Raw genomic sequence first — 20,785 nt, forward strand, 5'->3', positions numbered from 1 at the left:
TCTTTACTCTCTACGCTGATTGAGCACGATGATGGCCCCGCAGAACATCACCAGCGCCAGCAGCACGCCCCCTCCATAGAGCCACAGCCGCCACGGATCGGGCCCCGGACGCGACGGCCCGGGCGAGTCCTCGCCGACGCCGAAGTGCCGGTCGTCGGGCACGGCGACCTCGCGCTGCTCCCCGGCCAGCCGTTCGGCCGCGTTGAGCGCGGCACCGGCGTCGACCACCCCGAACCCGGTCTTGTCGTCATAACCGGCGGCGGGCCGTCCGCGCGCGCTCGCGGCCAGGGCCTGCGCGACCTGCTCGGGCGCCATGGCGGGATAGCGCGACTTGACCAGCGCGGCCACCCCGGCCACGAGCGCGCTGGCCGAGCTGGTGCCCTCCGACAGCTCGTAGCCGCCCTTGCGCTTGACGACAGGCACGCCCACCCCCGGCGCGGAGACGAGGACGGACAGGTTGTCGCTGCTGAACGTCGCCTTCTTGCCCTGCTTGTCGACGGCCGCCACACCGATGACGCCCGAATAGCCCGCGGGGAAGCTCCAGAACGAGGTGCCGTTGTCCTTGGCGTACTTGGTCTGCCCGTCGTTGCCGACTGCGGCGACCAGCACGACACCCTTGCCGAGCGCGTAGGAGACGGCCTCGCGCTCGGACTTGAGCGGCCCGTAGGAGCCGATCGACATGCTGATGACCTTGGCGCCGTGGTTGGCGGCGTAGCGGATGGCACGGGCCAGCGGGCTCTCCAGCGCGCTCTGCTCCTCCTGCTGGGGGTCGATGGTGCCGGCGCCGGGGTCCTCGTCGACGGCCAGGGCCAGGGAGAGGATGCCCGACTCGGGCGCCACGCCGATCAGCCCGTCGTCGGCCCCGGACCCGGCGATGAGGGCGGCCATCGCGGTGCCGTGCTCGCCGGGCTTGGCCTGGCGCTGGACGGTGGCCTCGGTCATGTCGGGCCCGGCGGTCACGCGGCCGCGCAACTCCTTGAGCTTGCCGTCGACACCGCTGTCGACCACGGCCACGGTGACGCCCTTGCCTTTGGTGACCGTCCACGCCTGCTCGACGTTGAGCGCGTCGAGCACCCACTGCTGCTGGTCCCGGACGGGGGCGGCCGCCGGGGCGTGCAGCATGACCAGGGCGGCGGTCAGCGCGCGTACGACGGTCAGCACACGTTCCCCTGAGTGCAGGGCGGAACCTTCGGCGGGTCCGCCAGGAAGTAGGCGATCTGGTTGCCGATCGACTTGCCCGCCGGCCACAGCTCACTGTGGAGGATCTCCTCGGGCGGGATGGCCGCCCGGGTCCTGCCGTCGGTGTAGCCCGCCGTCGAGAACACGATGTACGGACCGGCGCCCACCCAGCCCGTACGCTGGCGCTGGTCGGCCCCGAACCGCTCGGTCACCGTGCCGGGGAAGGCCACGGGCAGCACGCCGACCCGGTCGTCCTGGGTGAGCTGCTCGGTCGCCGAGAGCCTGGAGTCCTCGTCCTTGAGTACGGCCACGCCGACCGTGAAGACGAACATGGCCGTCTGATCCACGTAGGTGGCGCGGAGCATGGTCACGCATCCGTTGTCGTCGAGGACGCCCGCCACGGACGGGTCGACGCCCTTGCCGCACTCGGTCTCGGGGGCGATGCCGACGCGCCGGGCGTACTGCTGGGCCTTGTCGAGCCCGACGTACTTGACCTCTTCGGGGAAGACGTCGGTGGCGGGCCACGCCTGCCAGCGCCTGGCGATCTCCTCTTGTTTGTACTGGTTCTGCTCGGCGGCGGTCAGCGGGCGGGACCGGGTCTCCTCGAGCAGCCCGATCGTGCCGAGCAGCACGAGGACGGCAGAGGCGACCACGATGGTGCCGACCAGCGTCACGAACAGGCGGCGGAAGCGCACACCCTGCCGGAGCACGGCCTGCTCCACCCGCTCCTTGCTCGCCAGCCTGTCGCGGCCGGTGGCGGCCGGCCAGGAGCGCACGCGAGAGCGGCGGCCGGCTGGAGCACCGAGCGGGTTCCTTCGTCCCGATGTGGCTCCCCCGGCGCGCGGCAACCCTGAGGTGGACCTACGTGCCTTCACCACCGCCTCGTTCCCAGGCTCGGTTCGTGTCTATTTCGTCCCCCTTAGCGGGCGGATCATGCGTCTTGCCCATTCTGAGCGCGACGCACGCGTCTGACCAGGGCGAATATCGCCCACATGGAGGAGAGCGCGCCGAGGGCGGCCGCCAAGGCGATCGCCCCATAGACCTTTACGCGCGCTTGGTCCCTGTTGACGACCTCGATCCGGCCCGCCGATCCGCCGGCGAGCGGCCGGGCGGGGTCCTGCGCCTGCGCCCCCGCGGCCGTCTCGGTGTGCTTGGCGAGCCGGGCCGCCTCGGCGAGCGCCTTGGCGGCGTTGACCACGCCGAAGCCGGTGCCGGTGTCGTAGCCGCCCGGTGGCCGGTCGGTCGCGCTCGCTGTCATGGCCTGCGCGACCAGCGGCGGCGACATCGCCGGATATTTGGCCTTGATGAGGGCGGCCACCCCGGACACCAGCGCGGTGGCCTGCGAGGTGCCCCTGCCGACCCAGTACTCGTCGTCGGGGCCCGCTCCCATGATGTCGACGCCGGGCGCGGCCACCAGCACCGATGAGTTCCAGTTGGAGAATGTCGCCCGCCGCAGCCGCCGGTCCGTGGCGCCCACGGAGACGACGCCGGGGAAGGCGGCCGGATAGGAGAAGGGGGCGAATCCCGTCTCATCGGGCTTGCCCGCGCCGTCATTGCCCGCGGCGGCCACCAGCACGACGCCCTTGGAGATCGCGTAACGCACGGCCGCCCGCTCCTCCTCGGTCGCCAGATCCTTGGAGATCGACATGTTGATCACGCGCGCCCCCCGATCGACCGCGTAGCGAATGCCTCTGGCCACCACGTTCTCGAAGCGCACGGCGGTGTTGAACTCCCTGAACCCCGGCTCCTCGTCTTCCAGTATCACCCGGACCGACAACAGCCGCGCCTTCGGAGCCACGCCGATCACGCCGAGCCTGCCCTCGTGTCCGTGGCCATGTCCGGCGATCAGCGAGGCCATGTACGTGCCGTGCAGGCGACGCGGCGGCACGTCCGGCGGGTTGGCGCCCTCGGTGAAGTCCTTGCCCACGGTCACGGAGCCGGCCAGGTCGCGGTGGCCGGGATCGACGCCCGAGTCGAGCACGGCCACGGTGACGCCCGCGCCCTTGCTGATCCGCCACGCCTTCTTCAGCTCCAGCGTGCTGATCACCTGCTGCTGACCGCCGCGCACGTCGTCCGCCAGCGCGGGCGCGGCGTTGAAGAGCCCCGGCGTGGGCCCGGCGCTCAAGGCCCCGAGCGCGGACCCAGCGCTGAAGAGGAGCGTCGCCGTGATGAGCACGGCCGCGCGGGTCAGCACCGCCACTCCTGGGAGGCGCAGTCGGGCATCCGCGGCGTGCTCAGGTCGGCCAGGATCCGCTCGGAGATCTCGCCGGCGAAGGCGAAGATGGCCGGCCGCTGCTCACCGACCGTGCGCGCCGGCCGGCCGTCGACCTGGCCCGCCGTGGTCAGCACGAGGTACGGGCCGGCCTGGCGTACCGAGCCGGCCTGACGTACGGAAGGGGTGAAACGGTCGGAGACCGTGCCCTGGAAGGCCACGGGCCGCAGGCCGGGCACGGGAGCGCCGGCGGCGGGGAAGGCGGACTTGGCGCGTACGGCCTTGGGCGCATCAGGCAGGGCCACGACGCCGACGGTGACGAGCACGCCCCGCAGGGCGTCGATGTAGGTGGCGCGCAGCACGCCCAGGCAGCCCGCCTTGCGCAGCGCCTTGGCGGCTTTGGCGTCGACGGAGTCGGCGCAGGTGACGGCCGGTGAGATGCCGATCCGGCTGGCACGTTCGCGGCCGCCCTGCTCGGCGGAGTAGGGCAGGCTGGTGGGGAAGATGCGCCCGCTCGCCCAGGTGCGCCACCGCTCGGCGACCTCCCGCCTGGCCGCCGAGTGGAGTTCGGCCGGGCTCGGGCCGCGGGACAGCTCCGCGCCCGCCGCACTGGCCGCGACCCCGGCGGCGACCGCGCAGACCATGGTCAGCACGGAGGCCGCCACGAGAGCGGGCCAGGGGCGGGCGTCGTCCACGGCATCGACCTTAATGCGGGCGACCGGGCGCCATCCGCAGAAAGGCGACGCCGGTGGACGGACTCACGAAATGAGTATCAGTAGGAGGGCAGGCTGGGGTCGACCGTAGCGACCCAGCTGAGCACCCCGCCGCCGACGTGCACCGCGTCGGAGAACCCGGCGTTCTTGACGATCGCCAGCGCCTCCGCCGAGCGCGCGCCCGACTTGCAGTGGAGCACGATGCGCTTGTCCTGCGGCAGCTTCTCCAGGGCCGAGCCGTTGAGGAACTCGCCCTTGGGGATCAGCGTGGCGCCGGGGATGGAGACGATCTCGTACTCGTTGATCTCGCGGACGTCGACGAGGAAGATGTCGTCGCCGTTGTCCTGCATGGCCTTGAGCTCGCGGGCGGTGATCGTCGAGCCCGTCGCGGCCTCGGCGGCCTCGTCGGAGATCGCGCCGCAGAACGCCTCGTAGTCGTCGAGCAGCTCGGTGACCGTCGGGTTCTTGCCGCACAGCACGCACTCGGGGTCCTTGCGGACCTTGACGTCGCGGTACTTCATCTCCAGGGCGTCATAGATCATCAGCCGCCCGACCAGCGGGTCGCCGATGCCGGTGAGCAGCTTGATGGCCTCGTTGACCTGGATGGAGCCGATCGAGGCGCACAGCACGCCCAGCACGCCGCCCTCGGCACACGAGGGCACCATGCCGGGAGGCGGGGGCTCGGGGTAGAGGCAGCGGTAGCAGGGGCCGTGCTCGGCCCAGAACACGCTGGCCTGGCCGTCGAAGCGGTAGATCGAGCCCCAGACGTACGGCTTGCCGAGCAGCACCGCGGCGTCGTTCACCATGTAGCGCGTGGCGAAGTTGTCGGTGCCGTCGACGATGAGGTCGTAGCCGGAGAAGATCTCCATCACGTTGTCGTTGGTCAGCGCCGTGTTGTGGACGACGACGTTGACCAGCGGGTTGATCTCGCGGACCGTGGCCGCGGCGCTCTCGGCCTTCGGCCGGCCCACGTCGGACTGACCGTGGATGATCTGGCGCTGCAGGTTGGACTCGTCGACGACGTCGAAGTCGATGACCCCCAACGTGCCCACGCCCGCCGCCGCCAGATACATCAGCGCGGGCGAGCCCAGGCCGCCGGCGCCCACACAGAGCACCTTGGCGTTCTTCAGCCGCTTCTGCCCGGCCATCCCCACGTCGGGAATGATCAGGTGGCGCGAGTAGCGGCGCACTTCGTCGACGGTCAGCTCTGCGGCCGGCTCGACCAGCGGTGGCAACGACACTTTCTACGCTCCCGTTCGAGGGGGACTATCCCATCCACCTGTGAAACCTAGTTGGCGAGTGGGGCATTCCCCAAGCGTGTCTCACCGATCAGACGGCGGGCCTCCGCGGCGACCACGCGGGGCGTCTCCATCATCGCCACATGCCCGGCGCGCGGCAGGAGGACCAGTCTGACCTGCCGGAACGTACGGGCCGCCTTGGCGGCCATGGCGGGGCGCACCAGGCGGTCGTGTCTGCCGTGGATGATCAGGGTGGGCGCCTCGATCAGGGCGGCCTGGCGCCACAGGTTCGCCTCGCCGCGGCGGAAGTACTCGGCCACGATGCCCCTGGCCGAGCCGATCATGGCGGCGGCGGCGTGGGGCAGCCCGTCGCGCCTGCGCTGCTCCTCGATCGCGTCGCGCAGCCGTAGCGGATGGACCGCGGCGACGTCCGCCCAGACCATGGCGAAGGAGGACCTGATCCGCTGCTCGGCGGGGATCAGCTGGAGCTTGCCCGCCACCCACTCGCCCAGCCGGGGCAGTGCCGCGGCGGCGATGCGCATCGGGCCGTACCTGGGCAGCAGGTCGGGCAGCGCCGGCGAGATGAGGACGAGCGAGCGCACCAGGTCGGGGCGGGTGGCGGCCACCCTGACGGCGACCGCGCCACCCATCGAGTTGCCGAACAGGTGGGCGGGACCGGTCTCCTCCAGCAGGCCGATCACCGCGCGGGCGTGCGCGGCGATGGTGTAGTCGCCGTTCGTGGGTTCGGGCGAGAATCCCGCGCCGGGCAGGTCGATGGCGTAGCCGGTGACGAGGTCTTTCAGCTCGTCCATCAGGTCGGTCCAATTGGTGGCCGCGCCGGCCAGGCCGTGCACGAAGACCGCCTTCTCTGGGGCGCCTTCGGGGGTCTTCCTCACGTGCACCGACCCGAACATCCGTCCTGGCCAGTGCGGGATCGGTGCTGCTGTCATGCGTCCTCCTCGCCTCCTCCAACGATAACCGCCCTCGCCCTCCAGCCTACATTTCGGATAAATGCTCCTTTATTGGCATTTATCGGTACGCGATTCGCGGCCTTTAGCCGGATTTCCCGGCGGCGCCTCGCTGCCAGACCATCGCCGCGAGCCGGGGTCGGGGCGGCCGCATCGCAGACCACCCGCCCCCATAAAACGGACAAATCATTTCATTTCATTTCATAAATGCTTAATGAGAGCAATGAGAGAGTTAGCGTATAGCAAAACACAACTACGGCCGTTTATCCCGCCGGAACGTCGGAAATAAATCAGCACGGATGACGCATTCAATGTCATCCCAGATATTTACCATTCACTCCGGCAAATATCTGGAACAGGGCAACCGATCCTTTAGGGGGGAATTCAATGCCCAAGTTCAAGAGTGTCATCGCAGGGCTTGTGATCAGCACGGGTATGTCCGGCGGCCTCATCAGCCTCGGCGCCCTGACCACCGCCACCTCCGCCAGCGCTACGACCGCCTCCGCGAGCACCAGCGCCTCCACCTTCTCGTGGGGCTGTGGCCGTCGCTGCGGCGGCTGGGGCGGCTGGGGCGGCTGGGGCCGTCGCCACCACGGCCGCAGTGGCCGGGTCAAGGTCCACATCCACCTGCACAACAACAACCAGAACACCGTGCGCACGGACTCTGACGCCGACGCCAACGCTCGCTCGTTCAACTTCGAGCGTGAGGAAGAGGAGCGCGCTCGTCGCGAGGCTCTTCAGTAACAACTCGGAGACGGCCGATCCGGTCGTCGAGGAGATAGCCATGCAACCCGTTACGCGGTTGAGGTGAGCTCCGGACGCACCACCGGGTGCCTGTGTTCTCGACAAAGGACACAGGCACTCGGGAAAAGTCGCCACGCCAACGCGTCCGGGCTCGGCGAGAATTGATTCCCATGGCATTTCAGGGGAGCAGTGAAGCGGAATTCCTCCGGCTAAGCCTCCCCCTCCGATAAATGCGGGGCGCCTTCGGCATTTGATGCCGAAGGCGCCTTTGCATTTTGTGCGCACCGCTCGGTATTTGTGCCCACCGCCGGGTGTTTGTGCGCACTTCCCGAACAGCCCGCGTGCGTACGCCGCCGGAGTGCGGTGTCGGTGGAGTGCGGTGTCGGTGGAGTGCGGTGTCGGTGGAGTGCGGTGTCGGTGGAGTGCGGTGTCGGTGGAGTGCGGTGTCGGATCAGGCGGACTTGCGGGCCTTGCGCTTGGGAGCGGCCTTCTCCCCCGTGTCCTTGTCTCCCGCGTCCTTCGACGCCTTGGTGGCCCGTTTGGGCTTGGCGGCCTCGCCGGAACGCTCGCGCTTGGCCGCGTCGACGCTGGCCCGCAGCGCGGCCATGAGGTCGACGGCGGGACCCGCCTCCTCCTCGCCCTCCGGCGGCGCGATGACCTCCTTGCCCTCCACCTTGGCCTCGATCACCTGCTGCAGGGCCTCGCGGTAGGCGTCGTGGTGCTCGGTCGCGTCGAAGTCCGCCTTCATCGTGGTGATGAGCGACTCGGCCATCTTGAGCTCCTGGGCCCGTACCTCGATGTCCTCTTCGAGGAACCCGAAGTCGGGCACCCGGATCTCGTCCGGCCAGTACATGGTCTCCAGCACGAACACCCCGTCGCGCACCCTGAGCGTGGCCAGCGACTCCCGCTGCCGCAGCGCCACCTTGACGACGGCGACCTGCCCCGAGCTCTCCAGGGCGTTGCGCAGCAGCACGTACGGCTTGTCGCCCTGGCCGTCCGGTTCCAGGTAGTACGACTTGGCGAAGTAGATCGGGTCGATCTGGTCGGCCGGCGTGAACTGGAGGACGTCGATCCTGCGTGAGGTGCTGAGCGGCAGATCCTCGAAGTCCTCGTCCGTCAGCACCACGATCTCTCCGGTGGCCAGCTCGTAGCCCTTGGCGATGTCGGAGTAGGGGACCTCTTCGCCGTCGACCGTGCACACGCGCTTGTAGCGGATCCTGCCGCCGTCCTCGCGGTGTACCTGGTGGAAGGTCACGTCCTTCTGCTCGGTCGCGGAGTAGAGCTTCACCGGGATCGTGACGAGGCCGAAGGAGATCGCCCCTTTCCAGATGCTGCGCATGGGCACTCCTCAGCTCTAGCGGGCTCGCCCTATGGGCACATACCCGTCATGGTGCAACCAATGCCATACCCCATCGAACCAATGCTCGCCGTACCCGGACGACTACCGGAAGATCGCGAGCGGTATGGCTTGGAGGTCAAGTGGGATGGCATCCGCGCCATCCTCCACCTGGACCGTGAACTGAAGGTGACGGGAAGGCACGGAGTCGAGTACACCCGCCGGTATCCCGAAATTTCGAGGTTCGGGGTGAAGAATGCGGTGATCGATGGCGAGGTGGTCGCGCTCGATCCGCGCGGGCGGCCCAGTTTCGTCCGGCTGCAGCACCGCATGCACCTCACCGACCCGGAGGAGGTGATGCTGGAGCTGTACCCGGTCACGTACCTTCCGTTCGACCTGCTCTACCTCGACGGCACAACGCTGCTGGACCTGCCGTACCGCGACCGGCGCAGCCTCCTCGACGAGCTGGACATCGGCGCCCCGCCGTACTTCCCGGGAGATTCCGACCTGCTCGCCGCCACCCAGGAGCAGGGCCTGGAAGGCGTCGTCGCCAAGCGGCTCGACTCGCCGTACCGGCCGGGCACGCGCTCGCCGTCGTGGATCAAGGTGAAGCACCTCAGCACGAGGGACGTCGTGATCGGCGGCTGGAAGCCCGGCAAAGGCCGCAGGTCGGGCGGGATCGGCTCGCTGATCATGGGCGTGTTCACCGAGCAGGGCCTGACGTACGTCGGTCACGTCGGCACCGGCTTCACCGAGGCCGTGCTCGACCAGCTCTACGCGTTCCTGAGCCCGCTGGAGATCCCCCGCAGCCCCTTCCAGAACGTCGTCCCGTGGCGCAACCGCTGGGTTAGACCCGAGCTCGTCGGGGAGGTGGCCTACACGATGTGGACCGACGATCTGCGGCTGCGCCACCCGGTGTGGCGCGGCCTGCGCCCGGACAAGCTCCCTTCGGAGGTGACGCTGTGAGCCCAGCGAAGGTCCCGGTGCGGGTCGACGGGCGGCAGCTGGTGCTGACCAACCTGGACAAGGTGCTCTATCCCGAGGTCGGCTTCACCAAGGCCGAGGTGATCGACTACTACAGCCGCGTCGCCCCCGCGCTCCTGCCGCACCTGGAGGGCCGGCCGCTCACCGTCAAGCGCTACCCGAACGGCGTGACCGGCCAGTCCTTCTTCGAGAAGAACGCCCCCGACCACACCCCGGACTGGGTCAGGAGGGCCACCCTGCCGGTGCCGGGCAGCACCAAGAACCGCGACGAGATCGACTTCGCCGTGATCGACGGCCTGCCGTCGCTCGTCTACTACGCCAACCTGGCGGCCCTGGAACTGCACGTGCCCCAGTGGCGGGTGTCCGACGACGGCGCGGCGCTGCCGCCCGACACGCTCGTGTTCGACCTCGACCCCGGGGCTCCGGCGACCATCGTCGAGTGCTGCCGGGTGGCTCTCATGCTGCGCGAGGTGCTGCGCGCCGACGGTCTCACCGCCCGCCCGAAGACGAGCGGGAACAAGGGCATGCAGCTGTACGCGGAATGGGACGGCCGCGAGGAGCCCTCCGCGTACGCCAAGAGGCTGGCCCAGGTGCTGGAGAAGGCCCACCGTGACCAGGTGGTCAGCGTGATGGCCAAGAAGGCGCGCCCCGGCAAGGTGTTCATCGACTGGAGCCAGAACAACCCGGCCAAGACCACCGTGGCCCCCTATTCACTGCGCGCCGGGCCACAGCCCACGGTCTCGACGCCGCTGCTGTGGAAGGAGGTCGAGGGCTGTGAGCACCCGGAGGAACTGGTGTTCACGACACACGCCGTACTGGCCAGAGTCGAGGAGCACGGCGACCTTTTCGGTCAGGCGTAGTCTGGTTCCGTCCGCACCTAGAAGGGGACTGCAATGTCGGAGATGGACGTACGTGGGGACGACCTCCCCTTCGACGAAATGGAAGAGCTGTCGATCGAGGCCCCCGAGGCCGACGCCGCCGAGCAGCACCGTGACGTGCGCGACGCGGAGGGCGAGACCCCGCTGGAGGTCGATCCGGCCGACGCCGCCGAGCAGTATCGCGAGGTGGACCTCGATGACGACGACTATCGCTGATGACGACTATCGCTGATGAGTCGTTGAGTCGCACGTAGGATGTCCGAACAGCCGACTCGGAGCCCCATGGAGACCAGCGTGACCGCAACCCCGGACGCCAAGCCCCGGGGCACTCGGCTGCCCCGACTAGCCCGCCGCCGGCAGCTGCTCAGCGCCGCGCAGGAAGTGTTCGTGGAGAACGGCTATCACGCGGCCGCCATGGACGAGATCGCCGATCGGGCCGGAGTCAGCAAACCCGTCCTGTACCAGCACTTCCCCGGCAAGCTGGAGCTCTACCTGGCGCTGCTCGACCTGCACGTGGACGACATGGTCAACCGCTGCCGTGAGGCGCTGGCCTCCACGCACGAGAACAAACTCCGTGTCCAGGCCACCTTCAGCGCGTTCTACTCCTTCGTCTCCACCCAGGGCGAGGCGTTCCGGCTCGTCTTCGAGTCCGACCTGCGCAACGTGGCGCCGGTGCGCCAGCGGGTGGAGCGCTCCCTGCGCGAGTGCGCCGAGATGGTCAGCGCGGTGATCCAGGAGGACACCGGCTGCACCAGCGACGAGGCCCACCTGCTCGGCGTCGGACTGGTCGGCATGGCCGAGGTGAGCGCCCGCTACTGGGTGACCACGCAGGGCTCCATCCCGAAGGACGCCGCCGAGCAGCTCATGGCCCGGCTGGCCTGGCGCGGCATCAGCGGTTTTCCGCGTACGGCTTAAACCCGTTCGCTGGGCGCGATCATCGGCGTTTCCTGGCCCACCAGCGGCGACGATGGGAGGAGCCAGCCCCGTCGAAAGGGAGCATGATGGAAGTCAAGATCGGCGTACGCTCCGTACACCGCGAACTCGTTGTCGAGACCGAGCTGTCCTCCGAGCAGGTCGAAGAGGAGATCAGAAAGGCGCTGGCCGCCGATCGCGGCGTCTTCTCCATCACCGACGCGAAGGGGCGGCGCGTGATCGTGCCGGTCGCGTCGATCGGCTTCATCGAGATCGGCGAGGACGAGTCGAGGCCGGTCGGCTTCGGCGGCACTCTCTAACGGCTCATATGGGGTGCGGCGACGCCCTCCAGCGGCTTGAGCGAGGGTGCGGCGGCACACGCCGTACCCTCGCTGGAGCGACGCGCAGGGCGCGGGGGCGGTTCAGAGGCCGAGGGCGGCCATCCGCTTGCCGTGCTCCTCGGTCAGCTTGGCGAACAGGCGGGAGATCTGCGTAGGGTCGTCGGCCGCCGGGCCGACCACCAGCAGCGCCAGCTCCGGCCGGGCCGCCGCGACCTGCTGCCCCTGGCTGAGCGCCTCACCGACGAGCCGGCGCGCCCACAGCGCCAGGCGGCCGCTCACCGCCGGGTCGGCCGCGACCCCGGCCCTGACCCGCTCCACGGCGAACTCCGAGCGGCCCTCGTCCACGAGCACCTCGTCGACCAGCTTCGCGATCGACGGTTCGAGGTGCCTGGCCGCCTCCCGGTAGAAGTCGAGCGCGATCCCCACGCCCACATACGCCTTGACCAACGCCTGCAACCAGTCGGCCGGGGCCGTCTGGGTGTGCCAGGCGTCCAGCGCCTCGACGAACGGCGACATCGACTGCTCGGGATCGGCGCCGAGTTCCGTCAGCCTGTCGTGCAGGAGACGAAAGTGGGCATATTCGGCTACGGCCAGCTCGCTGAGCGCGGCCTGATCGGCCAAGGAGGGGGCCAGGGAGGCCGCGTCCTCGGTCATCCGCGCGAAGGCGCTGAGCTCGGCATAGGCCAGCACACCGAGCAGATCGACGACTCCTGGAGACTCGTTCATGGAAGGCAGCGTACTTCGGGAACATTCGGAAACTCGGCCAACGTTGTGGTATCGAGTACACTGCTCTGTGAAAGTGCGACCGCACTGTGTTAATTCGGGGGATTTCCCCGTTAACCCCCCGCTTCCGGGTCTGCGGTCGCGATGACGCGAGAGGGCTGGCTCTACCGCGAGGACCCAGGCACGGGGTTTGTTTTCCGCCCGTCGGTCCCGGCAGGCCCGCCTTCATTTGAGACTGAGGCAGGCCACGCTGACGACTTTCCGAGACCTCGGAGTCACACCAGAGATCGCTGATGCCCTCGAGACCGAGGGCATCACCACACCGTTCCCCATCCAAGAGATGGCACTCCCGCTCGCGCTGAGCGGCCAGGACCTGATCGGTCAGGCACGCACAGGCACGGGAAAGACCTACGCGTTCGGCATCGCGATGCTCCAGGGCATCGGCAAACCGCGTAAGAACCGTAAGAAGCCACGCGGGCTGGTCGTCGTGCCCACCCGCGAGCTGGCCGTACAGGTCAGCGAAGACCTGGTCACCGCGGCCGGCAAGCTCGGCTCGCGGGTCCTGACCGTCTACGGCGGCCGGGCGTACGAGCCGCAGGTCGAAGCGCTCAAGGCCGGCGTCGACGTCATCGTCGGCACCCCCGGCCGCCTGCTCGACCTGGTCAAGCAGAAGCACCTCGACCTCAGCCAGATCACCTCGCTGGTGCTCGACGAGGCCGACCGCATGCTCGACCTGGGCTTCCTGCCCGACATCGAGCGGATCTTCAAGCTGATCCCCGAAGAGCGGCAGACCATGCTGTTCTCGGCGACCATGCCCGGTGAGATCGTCGCGCTGTCCCGCAAATACCTCAACCGGCCCACGCACGTACGGGCCGAGCACGAGAACGGCGAGGGCGGCGAGGGCATCCCGCACCCGCAGGTACGCCAGATCGTCTGGCGCGTCCACCGCATGGACAAGATCGAGATCGTCGCCCGGCTGCTCCAGGCCGAGGGCCGCGGGCTCACCATGGTCTTCTGTGAGACCAAGCGGGCCTGCGACATGGTCGCGGAGCAGCTCGAGACGCGCGGCTTCGCGGTCGCGGCCGTCCACGGCGACCTCGGCCAGGGCCAGCGCGAGCAGGCCCTGCGGGCGTTCCGCAGTGGCAAGATCGACGTGCTGGTCGCCACCGACGTGGCGGCGCGCGGCATCGACATCGACGACGTCACCCACGTGGTCAACTACGACTGCCCCACCGAGGACAAGACGTACGTGCACCGCACCGGCCGCACCGGCCGGGCCGGGCGCACGGGCATCGCGGTCACGTTCGTGGAGTGGGAGGAGCTGACCCGCTGGAAGATGATCAACCAGATGCTCGGGCTCGACTTCGCCGAACCCGAGGAGACCTACTCCACCTCGCCGCACGTCTTCACCGAGCTCAACATCCCTGAGGGCACCAAGGGCGTCCTGCCGCACGCCAGCCGTTCGCGGGCGGGACTGTCGGCGGAGCGCATCGAGGACCTCGGCGAGACCGGCAGGACCCGCACGCGCAACGGCGGCCGTCGCCGTGACGAGCGGGAGGGTCGCCGTGACGAGCGGGAGGGTCGCCGTGACGAGCGGGAGGAGCGTCCGGCGCGCGCGCCGCGCCAGCGCCGCCGCACCCGCGGCGGCATGCCCACGGAAGAGGGCACCGCACCCGTCGAGACGCCGGAGGTCGAGCCTGTGCCCAGTCGCTCCAGCAAGGCGAGCGCCCGAAAGACGGAGGAGACACCCGCCATCATCTCAGCGGACGAGATCGAGGCGGCCGCCGAGCCGCGGCGCGGTCGCACTCGCAGGGGGGCCGCGTCGGCCGCCATCGAGAACGCCCTCGCCGACGCCCCGGAGGCCCCGCTCACCGAGCGCGAGCCGGTCACCGAGCAGAAGCCGGCCCGCAGGTCGGCCCGTACCTCGACCCGTGAACCGGTCGCCGAGCAGGCCGCTGAGCAGGTTCAGGTCAGCGAGCGCAGGCCGGCCCGTACGCGCAAGCCCGCCGCCGAGCGCGGTCAGGTCGTTGAGCAGGCTCCCATCGTGGAGCGGATTGTGGAGGAGCAGATCGCGAAGGAGCAGGTCGTGGAGGAGCGGGTCATGGAGCGTGCACCGATCGCCGAGCCGAGCTTCCTGTCCACGCCGCAGCCCGCGGCGCGCCAGGAGCCGGAGCGGATCGTGCCGGCCAGCCCGTTCATGGTGATCTTCCAGTCACCCGACCTGGCCACGGACGACGACGACATCGCCCCGTCCGCGGCCACCGAGCGCAAGCAGCAGCGCCGCCAGCCGCGTGGCGGCGGCAACAACGGCGGCGGTGGCAACCGCCGCCGCGCCGGCTAGACCGCTCGGCCTCTGGCCGACGCAAGCACGTCGGCCAGACTCCTGGCAGACGCAGGCACCTGATAGACGCAGGCGCGCACCGCATCCCGCGGTGCGCGCCTGCGCCGTTTCGCACCAGCGTGGGGAGTATGCCGGTGTCGAGGCGCTGACCTCTGGGTATTGTTGCCTCACGTGAGTACGCCGCGCTTCCTCGACCTGCCTCCTGGCGTTGCACCACAAAAGATAGAAACGTCCCAGGGCACCTTCGCGGCCCTTGAGGCGCTTCCGGTCAGTGGTGTGGTGGAGCGCTGGCCCGCGCTCCTCGTTCCCGGTCTGACCGGCAGCAAGGAAGACTTCATCGCGATCCTGCAGACCCTGGCCCAGTCGGGCCGCCGGGTGGTGGCCGTCGACCTGCGCGGGCAGTATGAGACGCCCGGTCCCGACGACCCCGCCGCCTACTCCTTCGCCGCGCTCGGCGCCGACGTCGACCTGCTGGCCCAGACGCTCAGCGGCGACGAGCCGATGCACCTGGTCGGGCACTCCTTCGGCGGCCTGGTCGCGCGCGAGGCGGTCATCGACGGCCGGACGAAGTTCGCCTCGTTCACGCTGATGAGCTCAGGGCCCTCCGGCATCGTGGGTGAGCGGGCGCGCAGCGGCAAGACGATCATGAAGGAGCTCCCCACCCTGGGGCTCGAACACCTCTGGTCCACCAGGTTCGAGCCCGAGGCGCTGGCCAACGGCGTGCCCGACGAGATCATCGCCTTCCTGCACAAGCGCCTGCTGGCCAACTCCCCCACCGCGCTGTCGCGCATGGCCGAGCAGGTGCTGGCCGCGCCGGACCGTACCGACGAGCTCAGGCAGATCGAGGTGCCCACTCTGGTCCTCTACGGCGAGCGCGACGACGGCTGGCCGGCCGAGCTGCAGTCGGAGATGGCGGCCCGGCTGGAGGCGGAGTGCGTGGTGCTGCCCGGCGCGGCCCACTCACCGGCCGTGGAGGCTCCGGAGACCACGGCCACGGCGCTGGTCCGGTTCTGGAACGCCGCAGAGCATCAGCAATTGGACATTCGATCCAATGATCTGTAACCATGTACTTACTATGACGAGCATCGAAGAGATCGTCGTCCAGCCGCCGCACAGCGCGACCTGGCTGGTGCACCTCGACCGCGCCATGTGGGTCGGCGGCGTGCGCGGCCTGATGCTCCAGGCGCTGCATCCCCTCGCTATGCGCGGCGTCTGGCAGAACTCCAACTTCCAGGAGGACCCGTTCGGCCGCCTGCGCCGCACCGCCGACTTCGTGGGGCGCGTGACGTTCGGCAGTCCGGCCGAGGCCGACGAGATCGGCCGGCGGGTGCGCGGCATCCACAAGAGCCTGCGCATCAGCGACCCCGACACCGGCCGGACGCACCAGGTGGACGAGCCCGAGCTGCTGCTCTGGGTGCACTGCGCGGAGGTCTCGTCGTACCTGGAGGTGGCCAGGCGCGGCGGGCTGGGGCTCACTGAGCGCCAGGCCGACGCCTACCTGCGGGAGCAGCGAAAGAGCGCCTCCTACGTCGGCCTGCACCCCGAGGACGTGCCCGGCTCGTGCGCGGAGATGGACGCCTACTTCAAGCGGGTACGTCCCGCGCTGCGCGTCACCGAGGAGGCCGCCGCGACCGTGCGGTTCCTGCTGTGGCCGAGGCTGCCGCAGGAGTTGCGGGCGCTCACACCGGGCAAACCCGCCTATTTCCCGTTCGGCGCGCTGTGCTACTACTCGCTGCCGGAATGGGCCAGGCGGATGTACGGGGTGCTGCCGGCGGTGCCGCGGGCCACGGTGACGGCCGGGCTGAGAGCGTTCCGGCTGGCCATGAACTCGTTGCCCGAGCCGCTGCACGACCACGCGTTCATGCCGGCGACCAGGGAGATGCTGCGGGCCGCCCGCGAGCGACTCGCAGCCGCCGGCTACGACACCGGCAAGGGGCTCAGGGGGTTGACCGATCCGCGCCGCCACCCGAAGGCGCTGGCCGCCTGAAGGTCCAGGTGCCGCCGCTCGCCAGGTCGTCGAGGAGATGGTGGTCGGGTGACAGGCGGCATGCCGGGTCGGTGCGGCCGGCGTCGCCGGTGAGCGCGTACGCCTGGCAGCGGCAGCCGCCGAAGTCGAGCTCCTTGCGCGGGCAGCTCGCGCAGGGCTCGCCCATCCAGTCGGTGCCCCGGTAGGCGTTGAAGGCGGGCGAGTGCTCCCAGATCCAGCCGATCGAGTGGTCACGGGCGTTCGGCGGCTCCAGGGGCAGGGCGTAGGCCGCCGGGCACGGCAGCACCCGGCCGTCGGGCGCGACGGTGATCGAGATCGCGCCCCAGCCGCCCATGCAGGGCTTCGGCACGCCGTCGAAGTAATCGGGGACCACCCAGATCAGCTCAACATCCGTCTTTTCCCGATATTTCGTGACTGTAGCCTCGGCGCGGGCGAGTTGCTCCCTGGTGGGCAGCAGCGCGGTCCTGTTGAGCAGCCCCCACCCGTAGAACTGGGTGTTGGCCAGCTCGATGCGCTCCACGCCCCACGACAGCCCAAGCTCGATGATCTCGCCGACGGCGTCGAGATTCTCCCGGTGCAGCACCACGTTGAGCCCGAACGGCAGCCCGCTCGCCGCCACGGCGTCGGCGGCCCGCTCCTTCCACGCGAACGAGGCGACTCCGGCGATCCGGTCCGACTCCGCGCTCGTCGCCGACTGGACCGAGAGCTGCACGCTGCGCAGTCCCGCCGCGGCGAGTTCGCCGAGCCGTCGTTCCGTGAGCCCGACGCCGCTGGTGACGAGCTGGGTGTAGACGCCCTCCCCCGCGGCCGCCGCCACGATCGCCGCCAGATCCGGCCTGAGCAGCGGCTCGCCACCGGACAGATGGGCGTGCACGACGCCGAGCGCCGCCGACTCGGCGAACACCCGCTGCCACTCGCCGGTGCTCAGTTCACTCGACCTGGCCGCCAGCTCGGTCGGGTTGGAGCAGTACGGGCAGCGCAGCGGGCACGCGTGCGTGAGCTCGGCCAGCATGGCCCAAGGAGCGCTCATCGCACCCAACCCTCGGCGCGCACCCGGTCGAGGAACTCCACCACGTCGGCCTCCGCGCCCTCGGGAAGCTCGGCGACGATGTCGGCCACGGTCCGCTCGCCGTCGCAGAGGCCGACGATGGCCGCCGCCTCCTCGTTCAGTACGACGATCCGCTCGGGCACGATCAGCAGGTCGGCCTGCCGTACCGGATCGTGGCGGAGCATGGCCGCGCGGGACAGCACGGGGCGCCAGGTGGTCGCCCCTGTCGTCGGCTCGGCCGTCGAGCCCGTCGTCGGCCCGGTCGTCGGCTCGGTCATCGGTACGCCCCGTCCACCGCGTCGAGCAGCGCCCACAGCACGTCGCACTTGTAGCCGAGCGCCGCAATGGCCCTCTCCTGGTCCGTACGGGACCGGGCCCACTCCATGACCAGGGCCAGTGCTTCGCCGCTGTCCTGGCGGCCCTGAGAGACGCGTACGCGGAAGTAGCGCAGCCCCTCGGGGTCGATCCACGGGTAGTGCCGCTCGAAGGCGGCGATCCGGGTGCGCATCAGGTCCGGCGCGAACAGCTCCGTCAGCGAGGCGGCCACGGCTTCGAGCACGGAGCCGTGGCGGCACAGGTTCACGTAGCCGTCGACGGCCAGCCGCACGCCCGGCAGCACGCCCTCGCCCGACAGCAGCAGGGCCCGGTCCAGTCCGGCCGCCTCGCCGAGCCGCAGCCACCGCTCGATGCCGCCCTCGCCCGGCGCGGTGCCGTCGTGGTCCTGGATCCGGCGCAGCCACGTCCTGCGCAGGTCGGGCGTGGCCAGCTTGGCGAGGATGAACGCGTCCTTGATCGGGATGTGCCGCTGGTAGTGGAAGCGGTTGAGTATCCAGCCCCGCAGCTCGTCACGGGTCAGCTCACCGGCGTGCATGCGCTGGTTGAAGGGGTGCAGGTGGTGGTAGCGCTTCTCCGGTACGGCACGCAGCTCGGCCTCGAAGCCGTTCACAGGTCGATCACCATCCCGTCGGCGGCCACCTCGATGCCCAGCTCGGCGAGCACCTTGTGCTGCTCGGCCGCCGGGTCCACGAGGGGGTTGGTGTTGTTGAGGTGGGTGTACAGGCGACGGCCCGGTAAGCGGGACAGGCGCTCCATGGTCGCCTCTATCGGGAGGTGGCCCATCTGGGTGGCGGTCTTCGCCGAGATCCCGGTGCGGCGGGGCTCCTCGTCGTCCCAGAACGTGCCGTCGATGATGACGCACTCGGCCTCGTCCAGCGCTGCGGGCCACACGCCCATGGCGGGCGCGTACACCACGGCTCCTCCCATCAGGCGCAGCGCGGAGACCCAGTCCGTAGCCTCCGGGGAGTCGGCGTACCGGGGTCGCTTCGCCGATATCGGGATGAGGTCGGCGTCGGCCCAGGAGATCCGCACGTACGGGCGGAGGATGTCGGCGAAGGAGCGCAGCGCCTGCCGTACCACTGGGGTACAGCGGACCTCCAGATCGTCTGCCTCCCTGAGCCTGAGCAGGCCGATCGTGTGGTCCAGCTCGGCGTCTGTGAGGATCACGCCCTTCAGCGGCGACTCGCGCGGCCCCGGCCCCGGCCGCAGCCACGCGCACGCCTCGATCTGCTCGGCGATGTCGGGCGTGGCGTTGACGACGTAACACCCGTCGTCCTGTTGTACGGCCAGGCTGGCGTGGCGTCTGCGGCGGCCCGGATGAGCGCGTGCCCCGGAGCAGCCAGGGCACGCGCAGTTCCACTGGGGCACGCCGCCACCGGCCGCGGTGCCGAGCACCTGCAGTCGCATGGCGGTGCCCAGTTACCTGGTGGCCAGGAAGTACGCGGTCATTTCCATCGACGCCTCGACGACCTGGTAGTCGGGCTTGTGCCAGGTCATCTCCTCGCCGCGGGCCCTGACCTTCTTCTCATGGATCCTGCGTGGTTGCTTCTTGCCCTGTTCCTTCGGCTGGGACATGCGCACCTGCCTTCCATAGGGGTTACACCAGATATGACCGCTCTGGAAGCTTGGCGTCAATGGCTGAGATCGGAGCTATGCCCTGAGATTTCTCCCTATTGCTGGTTTTTAGCTCTTTTGACGAGATTCTTCATCCGATGTCTCGACGGGGATGATAAATCCGGCGAGCAGGATGAGCGTCGAGGCCGTGACCATGACCCAGCCGCTGGGGGCCATGGTCTCGGGGGCGTACAGCACGCCCGTGATCGAGGCGGCGGTGGCGGCTCCGATGTACCGCGACGCCTGGAAGAGGCCCACGGCCAAGCCGGTCTCGTTCCGGTCGGCGTGTACGAACACCAGCGAGTTCAGGCCGAACTGGCTGAACGCGGACGCCAGGCCGATCAGCGACGTGATCACCAGCACCACCCCGACGGGCCCGACAAAGAACATGACACAGGACCCCGCCAGCAGCAGCCCCGCACTCACCAGCAGCACGGCCCGCATCCCCACGCGCGCGGCCACCGCCACCGCCACCGGCGTCATGAGGAGCGCCGACACGGCCATGGGCAGGACCAGCAGCCCCGCGAGGTGCGGCGGCAGCCCGGCCGAGCGCTGCGCCCAGAGCGGCACCATGATGAACGCCAGATAGAACACCACGTTGACCATCGCGAACACCCCGTAGGTGGCCAGCAGCGCCGGCTTCGGCCTGGGCAGCCACGCCTGCCGTCGCCGTACGGGGGCCACCTTGGGCAGCCAGCGCAGCGCCGGTACGAGCGCCACCGCCGCGAGCGGGACGTTGACCAGGAAGATCGCCCGCCACCCCCACAGGCTGACCAGGAACCCCGCCAGCACCGGCCCAGCGGCGGCGCTGGCCGTCAGCACCATCGAGATCAGCGCGATGACGCGGGGCGCCGGCCGCCCCTTCTCCGCCGTCGCCGTGATGATCCCCATCCCGGCCGGGAGCGTCGCGCAACTCCCGAACGCCTGCAGCAGCCGGGCCACCACCAGAACGGGATAGGAGGGGGCCAAGGCGGTCAGGGCGCCGGTCAGGCCAACCATCACCAGCCCGCCGCAGAACACCCGCCTGGGACCGAACCGATCGGCCATCGCGCCCATCAGGGGTGGCACGGCGACGGCGGTCAGGTAGAAGCCCGCGGCCAGCCAGGTGACGGCGACGACGCCGACGCGGAACTCCGTCTCGATGCGGGCCAGGGCTATGGCGATCATGGAGGAGTTCAGCGGGTTGAACAGGGCACCGAGCGCCACCGCCACCGGCAAACGCCCCACCCGA

General features: G+C 69.7%; 23 protein-coding genes. 9 read left to right on the plus strand and 14 right to left on the minus strand.

Annotated features, from left to right (window positions below; translation table 11 throughout):
* Positions 1 to 3 precede the first annotated feature (3 nt).
* The 6 genes from AB0J16_RS44730 to AB0J16_RS44755 form a co-directional block, all read right to left on the minus strand.
* Positions 4 to 1,161: a S8 family serine peptidase gene (locus AB0J16_RS44730; protein WP_358551563.1), complete on the minus strand. Its 1,158-nt coding sequence runs from the start codon at positions 1,159 to 1,161 to the stop codon at positions 4 to 6.
* The gene (locus AB0J16_RS44735; RefSeq protein ID WP_357944410.1) at positions 1,155 to 1,955 is read right to left on the minus strand and encodes a hypothetical protein; all 801 of its coding nucleotides are present in this window, start codon (positions 1,953 to 1,955) and stop codon (positions 1,155 to 1,157) included. Before AB0J16_RS44735 ends, AB0J16_RS44730 begins: the two co-directional genes overlap by 7 nt.
* Before the next feature lie 155 nt (positions 1,956 to 2,110).
* The gene (locus tag AB0J16_RS44740; RefSeq protein ID WP_358551565.1) at positions 2,111 to 3,373 is read right to left on the minus strand and encodes a S8 family serine peptidase; all 1,263 of its coding nucleotides are present in this window, start codon (positions 3,371 to 3,373) and stop codon (positions 2,111 to 2,113) included.
* Positions 3,367 to 4,086, minus strand: coding sequence for a hypothetical protein (locus AB0J16_RS44745; RefSeq protein ID WP_358551567.1), 720 nt, complete (start codon positions 4,084 to 4,086; stop codon positions 3,367 to 3,369). Before AB0J16_RS44745 ends, AB0J16_RS44740 begins: the two co-directional genes overlap by 7 nt.
* Positions 4,087 to 4,163: 77 nt before the next feature.
* Positions 4,164 to 5,345, minus strand: a complete 1,182-nt coding sequence (gene moeZ / locus AB0J16_RS44750; protein ID WP_357944403.1) for an adenylyltransferase/sulfurtransferase MoeZ — start codon at positions 5,343 to 5,345, stop codon at positions 4,164 to 4,166.
* A gap of 47 nt (positions 5,346 to 5,392) precedes the next feature.
* Positions 5,393 to 6,292: an alpha/beta hydrolase gene (locus AB0J16_RS44755; RefSeq protein WP_358551569.1), complete on the minus strand. Its 900-nt coding sequence runs from the start codon at positions 6,290 to 6,292 to the stop codon at positions 5,393 to 5,395.
* 405 nt (positions 6,293 to 6,697) lie between these two features.
* Here AB0J16_RS44755 and AB0J16_RS44760 point away from each other — a divergent pair, with 405 nt between their 5' ends.
* Entirely contained in the window at positions 6,698 to 7,054 is a 357-nt protein-coding gene (locus AB0J16_RS44760) for a hypothetical protein (protein WP_358551571.1), read from the plus strand.
* Positions 7,055 to 7,505: 451 nt separating this feature from the next.
* Here AB0J16_RS44760 and AB0J16_RS44765 read toward each other — a convergent pair whose 3' ends face one another.
* Positions 7,506 to 8,393 (minus strand): Ku protein, encoded by an 888-nt coding sequence (locus tag AB0J16_RS44765; RefSeq protein ID WP_358551573.1) that lies wholly within the window; start codon positions 8,391 to 8,393, stop codon positions 7,506 to 7,508.
* A gap of 60 nt (positions 8,394 to 8,453) precedes the next feature.
* On the opposite strand from AB0J16_RS44765, the gene ligD (AB0J16_RS44770) reads away from it, so the two are divergent.
* The 5 genes from ligD (AB0J16_RS44770) to AB0J16_RS44790 all read left to right on the plus strand — a co-directional run bounded on the left by ligD (AB0J16_RS44770) (position 8,454) and on the right by AB0J16_RS44790 (position 11,484).
* Positions 8,454 to 9,356 (plus strand): non-homologous end-joining DNA ligase, encoded by a 903-nt coding sequence (gene ligD, locus AB0J16_RS44770; RefSeq protein ID WP_358551575.1) that lies wholly within the window; start codon positions 8,454 to 8,456, stop codon positions 9,354 to 9,356.
* Positions 9,353 to 10,234, plus strand: coding sequence for a non-homologous end-joining DNA ligase (gene ligD, locus AB0J16_RS44775; protein ID WP_358551577.1), 882 nt, complete (start codon positions 9,353 to 9,355; stop codon positions 10,232 to 10,234). The genes ligD (AB0J16_RS44770) and ligD (AB0J16_RS44775) overlap by 4 nt, the downstream gene beginning before the upstream one ends.
* Positions 10,235 to 10,267: 33 nt before the next feature.
* The gene (locus tag AB0J16_RS44780) at positions 10,268 to 10,468 is read left to right on the plus strand and encodes a hypothetical protein (protein WP_358551579.1); all 201 of its coding nucleotides are present in this window, start codon (positions 10,268 to 10,270) and stop codon (positions 10,466 to 10,468) included.
* Between the two features lie 78 nt (positions 10,469 to 10,546).
* Positions 10,547 to 11,167 (plus strand): TetR/AcrR family transcriptional regulator, encoded by a 621-nt coding sequence (locus AB0J16_RS44785; protein WP_225300629.1) that lies wholly within the window; start codon positions 10,547 to 10,549, stop codon positions 11,165 to 11,167.
* 83 nt (positions 11,168 to 11,250) lie between these two features.
* Positions 11,251 to 11,484: a DUF3107 domain-containing protein gene (locus tag AB0J16_RS44790; protein ID WP_357651993.1), complete on the plus strand. Its 234-nt coding sequence runs from the start codon at positions 11,251 to 11,253 to the stop codon at positions 11,482 to 11,484.
* 102 nt (positions 11,485 to 11,586) lie between these two features.
* Here AB0J16_RS44790 and AB0J16_RS44795 read toward each other — a convergent pair whose 3' ends face one another.
* Positions 11,587 to 12,231, minus strand: coding sequence for a ferritin-like fold-containing protein (locus tag AB0J16_RS44795; protein ID WP_358551581.1), 645 nt, complete (start codon positions 12,229 to 12,231; stop codon positions 11,587 to 11,589).
* A 337-nt stretch (positions 12,232 to 12,568) separates the two neighbouring features.
* Here AB0J16_RS44795 and AB0J16_RS44800 point away from each other — a divergent pair, with 337 nt between their 5' ends.
* The 3 genes from AB0J16_RS44800 (at position 12,569) to AB0J16_RS44810 (ending at position 16,556) form a co-directional block, all read left to right on the plus strand.
* The gene (locus AB0J16_RS44800; RefSeq protein ID WP_358551583.1) at positions 12,569 to 14,569 is read left to right on the plus strand and encodes a DEAD/DEAH box helicase; all 2,001 of its coding nucleotides are present in this window, start codon (positions 12,569 to 12,571) and stop codon (positions 14,567 to 14,569) included.
* 171 nt (positions 14,570 to 14,740) lie between these two features.
* A complete protein-coding gene (locus AB0J16_RS44805) occupies positions 14,741 to 15,631 on the plus strand; it encodes an alpha/beta hydrolase (protein ID WP_358551585.1) in 891 nt (296 codons plus the stop codon).
* Positions 15,632 to 15,644: 13 nt separating this feature from the next.
* Positions 15,645 to 16,556, plus strand: coding sequence for an oxygenase MpaB family protein (locus AB0J16_RS44810; RefSeq protein WP_358551587.1), 912 nt, complete (start codon positions 15,645 to 15,647; stop codon positions 16,554 to 16,556).
* Here AB0J16_RS44810 and pqqE read toward each other — a convergent pair.
* From pqqE to AB0J16_RS44840, 6 genes are all read right to left on the minus strand, one after another.
* A complete protein-coding gene (gene pqqE, locus AB0J16_RS44815; RefSeq protein ID WP_358551589.1) occupies positions 16,507 to 17,586 on the minus strand; it encodes a pyrroloquinoline quinone biosynthesis protein PqqE in 1,080 nt (359 codons plus the stop codon). The genes AB0J16_RS44810 and pqqE overlap by 50 nt on opposite strands.
* Complete coding sequence (gene pqqD / locus AB0J16_RS44820) at positions 17,583 to 17,882, minus strand: pyrroloquinoline quinone biosynthesis peptide chaperone PqqD (protein ID WP_358551591.1); 300 nt, start codon at positions 17,880 to 17,882, stop codon at positions 17,583 to 17,585. The genes pqqE and pqqD overlap by 4 nt, the downstream gene beginning before the upstream one ends.
* On the minus strand, positions 17,879 to 18,550 hold the full coding sequence (pqqC, locus tag AB0J16_RS44825) for a pyrroloquinoline-quinone synthase PqqC (protein ID WP_358551593.1): 672 nt from the start codon (positions 18,548 to 18,550) through the stop codon (positions 17,879 to 17,881). Before pqqC ends, pqqD begins: the two co-directional genes overlap by 4 nt.
* Positions 18,547 to 19,347 (minus strand): MBL fold metallo-hydrolase, encoded by an 801-nt coding sequence (locus tag AB0J16_RS44830; RefSeq protein WP_358551595.1) that lies wholly within the window; start codon positions 19,345 to 19,347, stop codon positions 18,547 to 18,549. Before AB0J16_RS44830 ends, pqqC begins: the two co-directional genes overlap by 4 nt.
* 12 nt (positions 19,348 to 19,359) lie before the next feature.
* Positions 19,360 to 19,515, minus strand: a complete 156-nt coding sequence (gene pqqA, locus AB0J16_RS44835) for a pyrroloquinoline quinone precursor peptide PqqA (RefSeq protein WP_358551597.1) — start codon at positions 19,513 to 19,515, stop codon at positions 19,360 to 19,362.
* A gap of 108 nt (positions 19,516 to 19,623) precedes the next feature.
* Complete coding sequence (locus AB0J16_RS44840; RefSeq protein WP_358551599.1) at positions 19,624 to 20,781, minus strand: MFS transporter; 1,158 nt, start codon at positions 20,779 to 20,781, stop codon at positions 19,624 to 19,626.
* Positions 20,782 to 20,785: the final 4 nt, after the last annotated feature.

The sequence above is a fragment of the Nonomuraea sp. NPDC049750 genome, from assembly GCF_040659625.1.
GTDB lineage: Bacteria > Actinomycetota > Actinomycetes > Streptosporangiales > Streptosporangiaceae > Nonomuraea.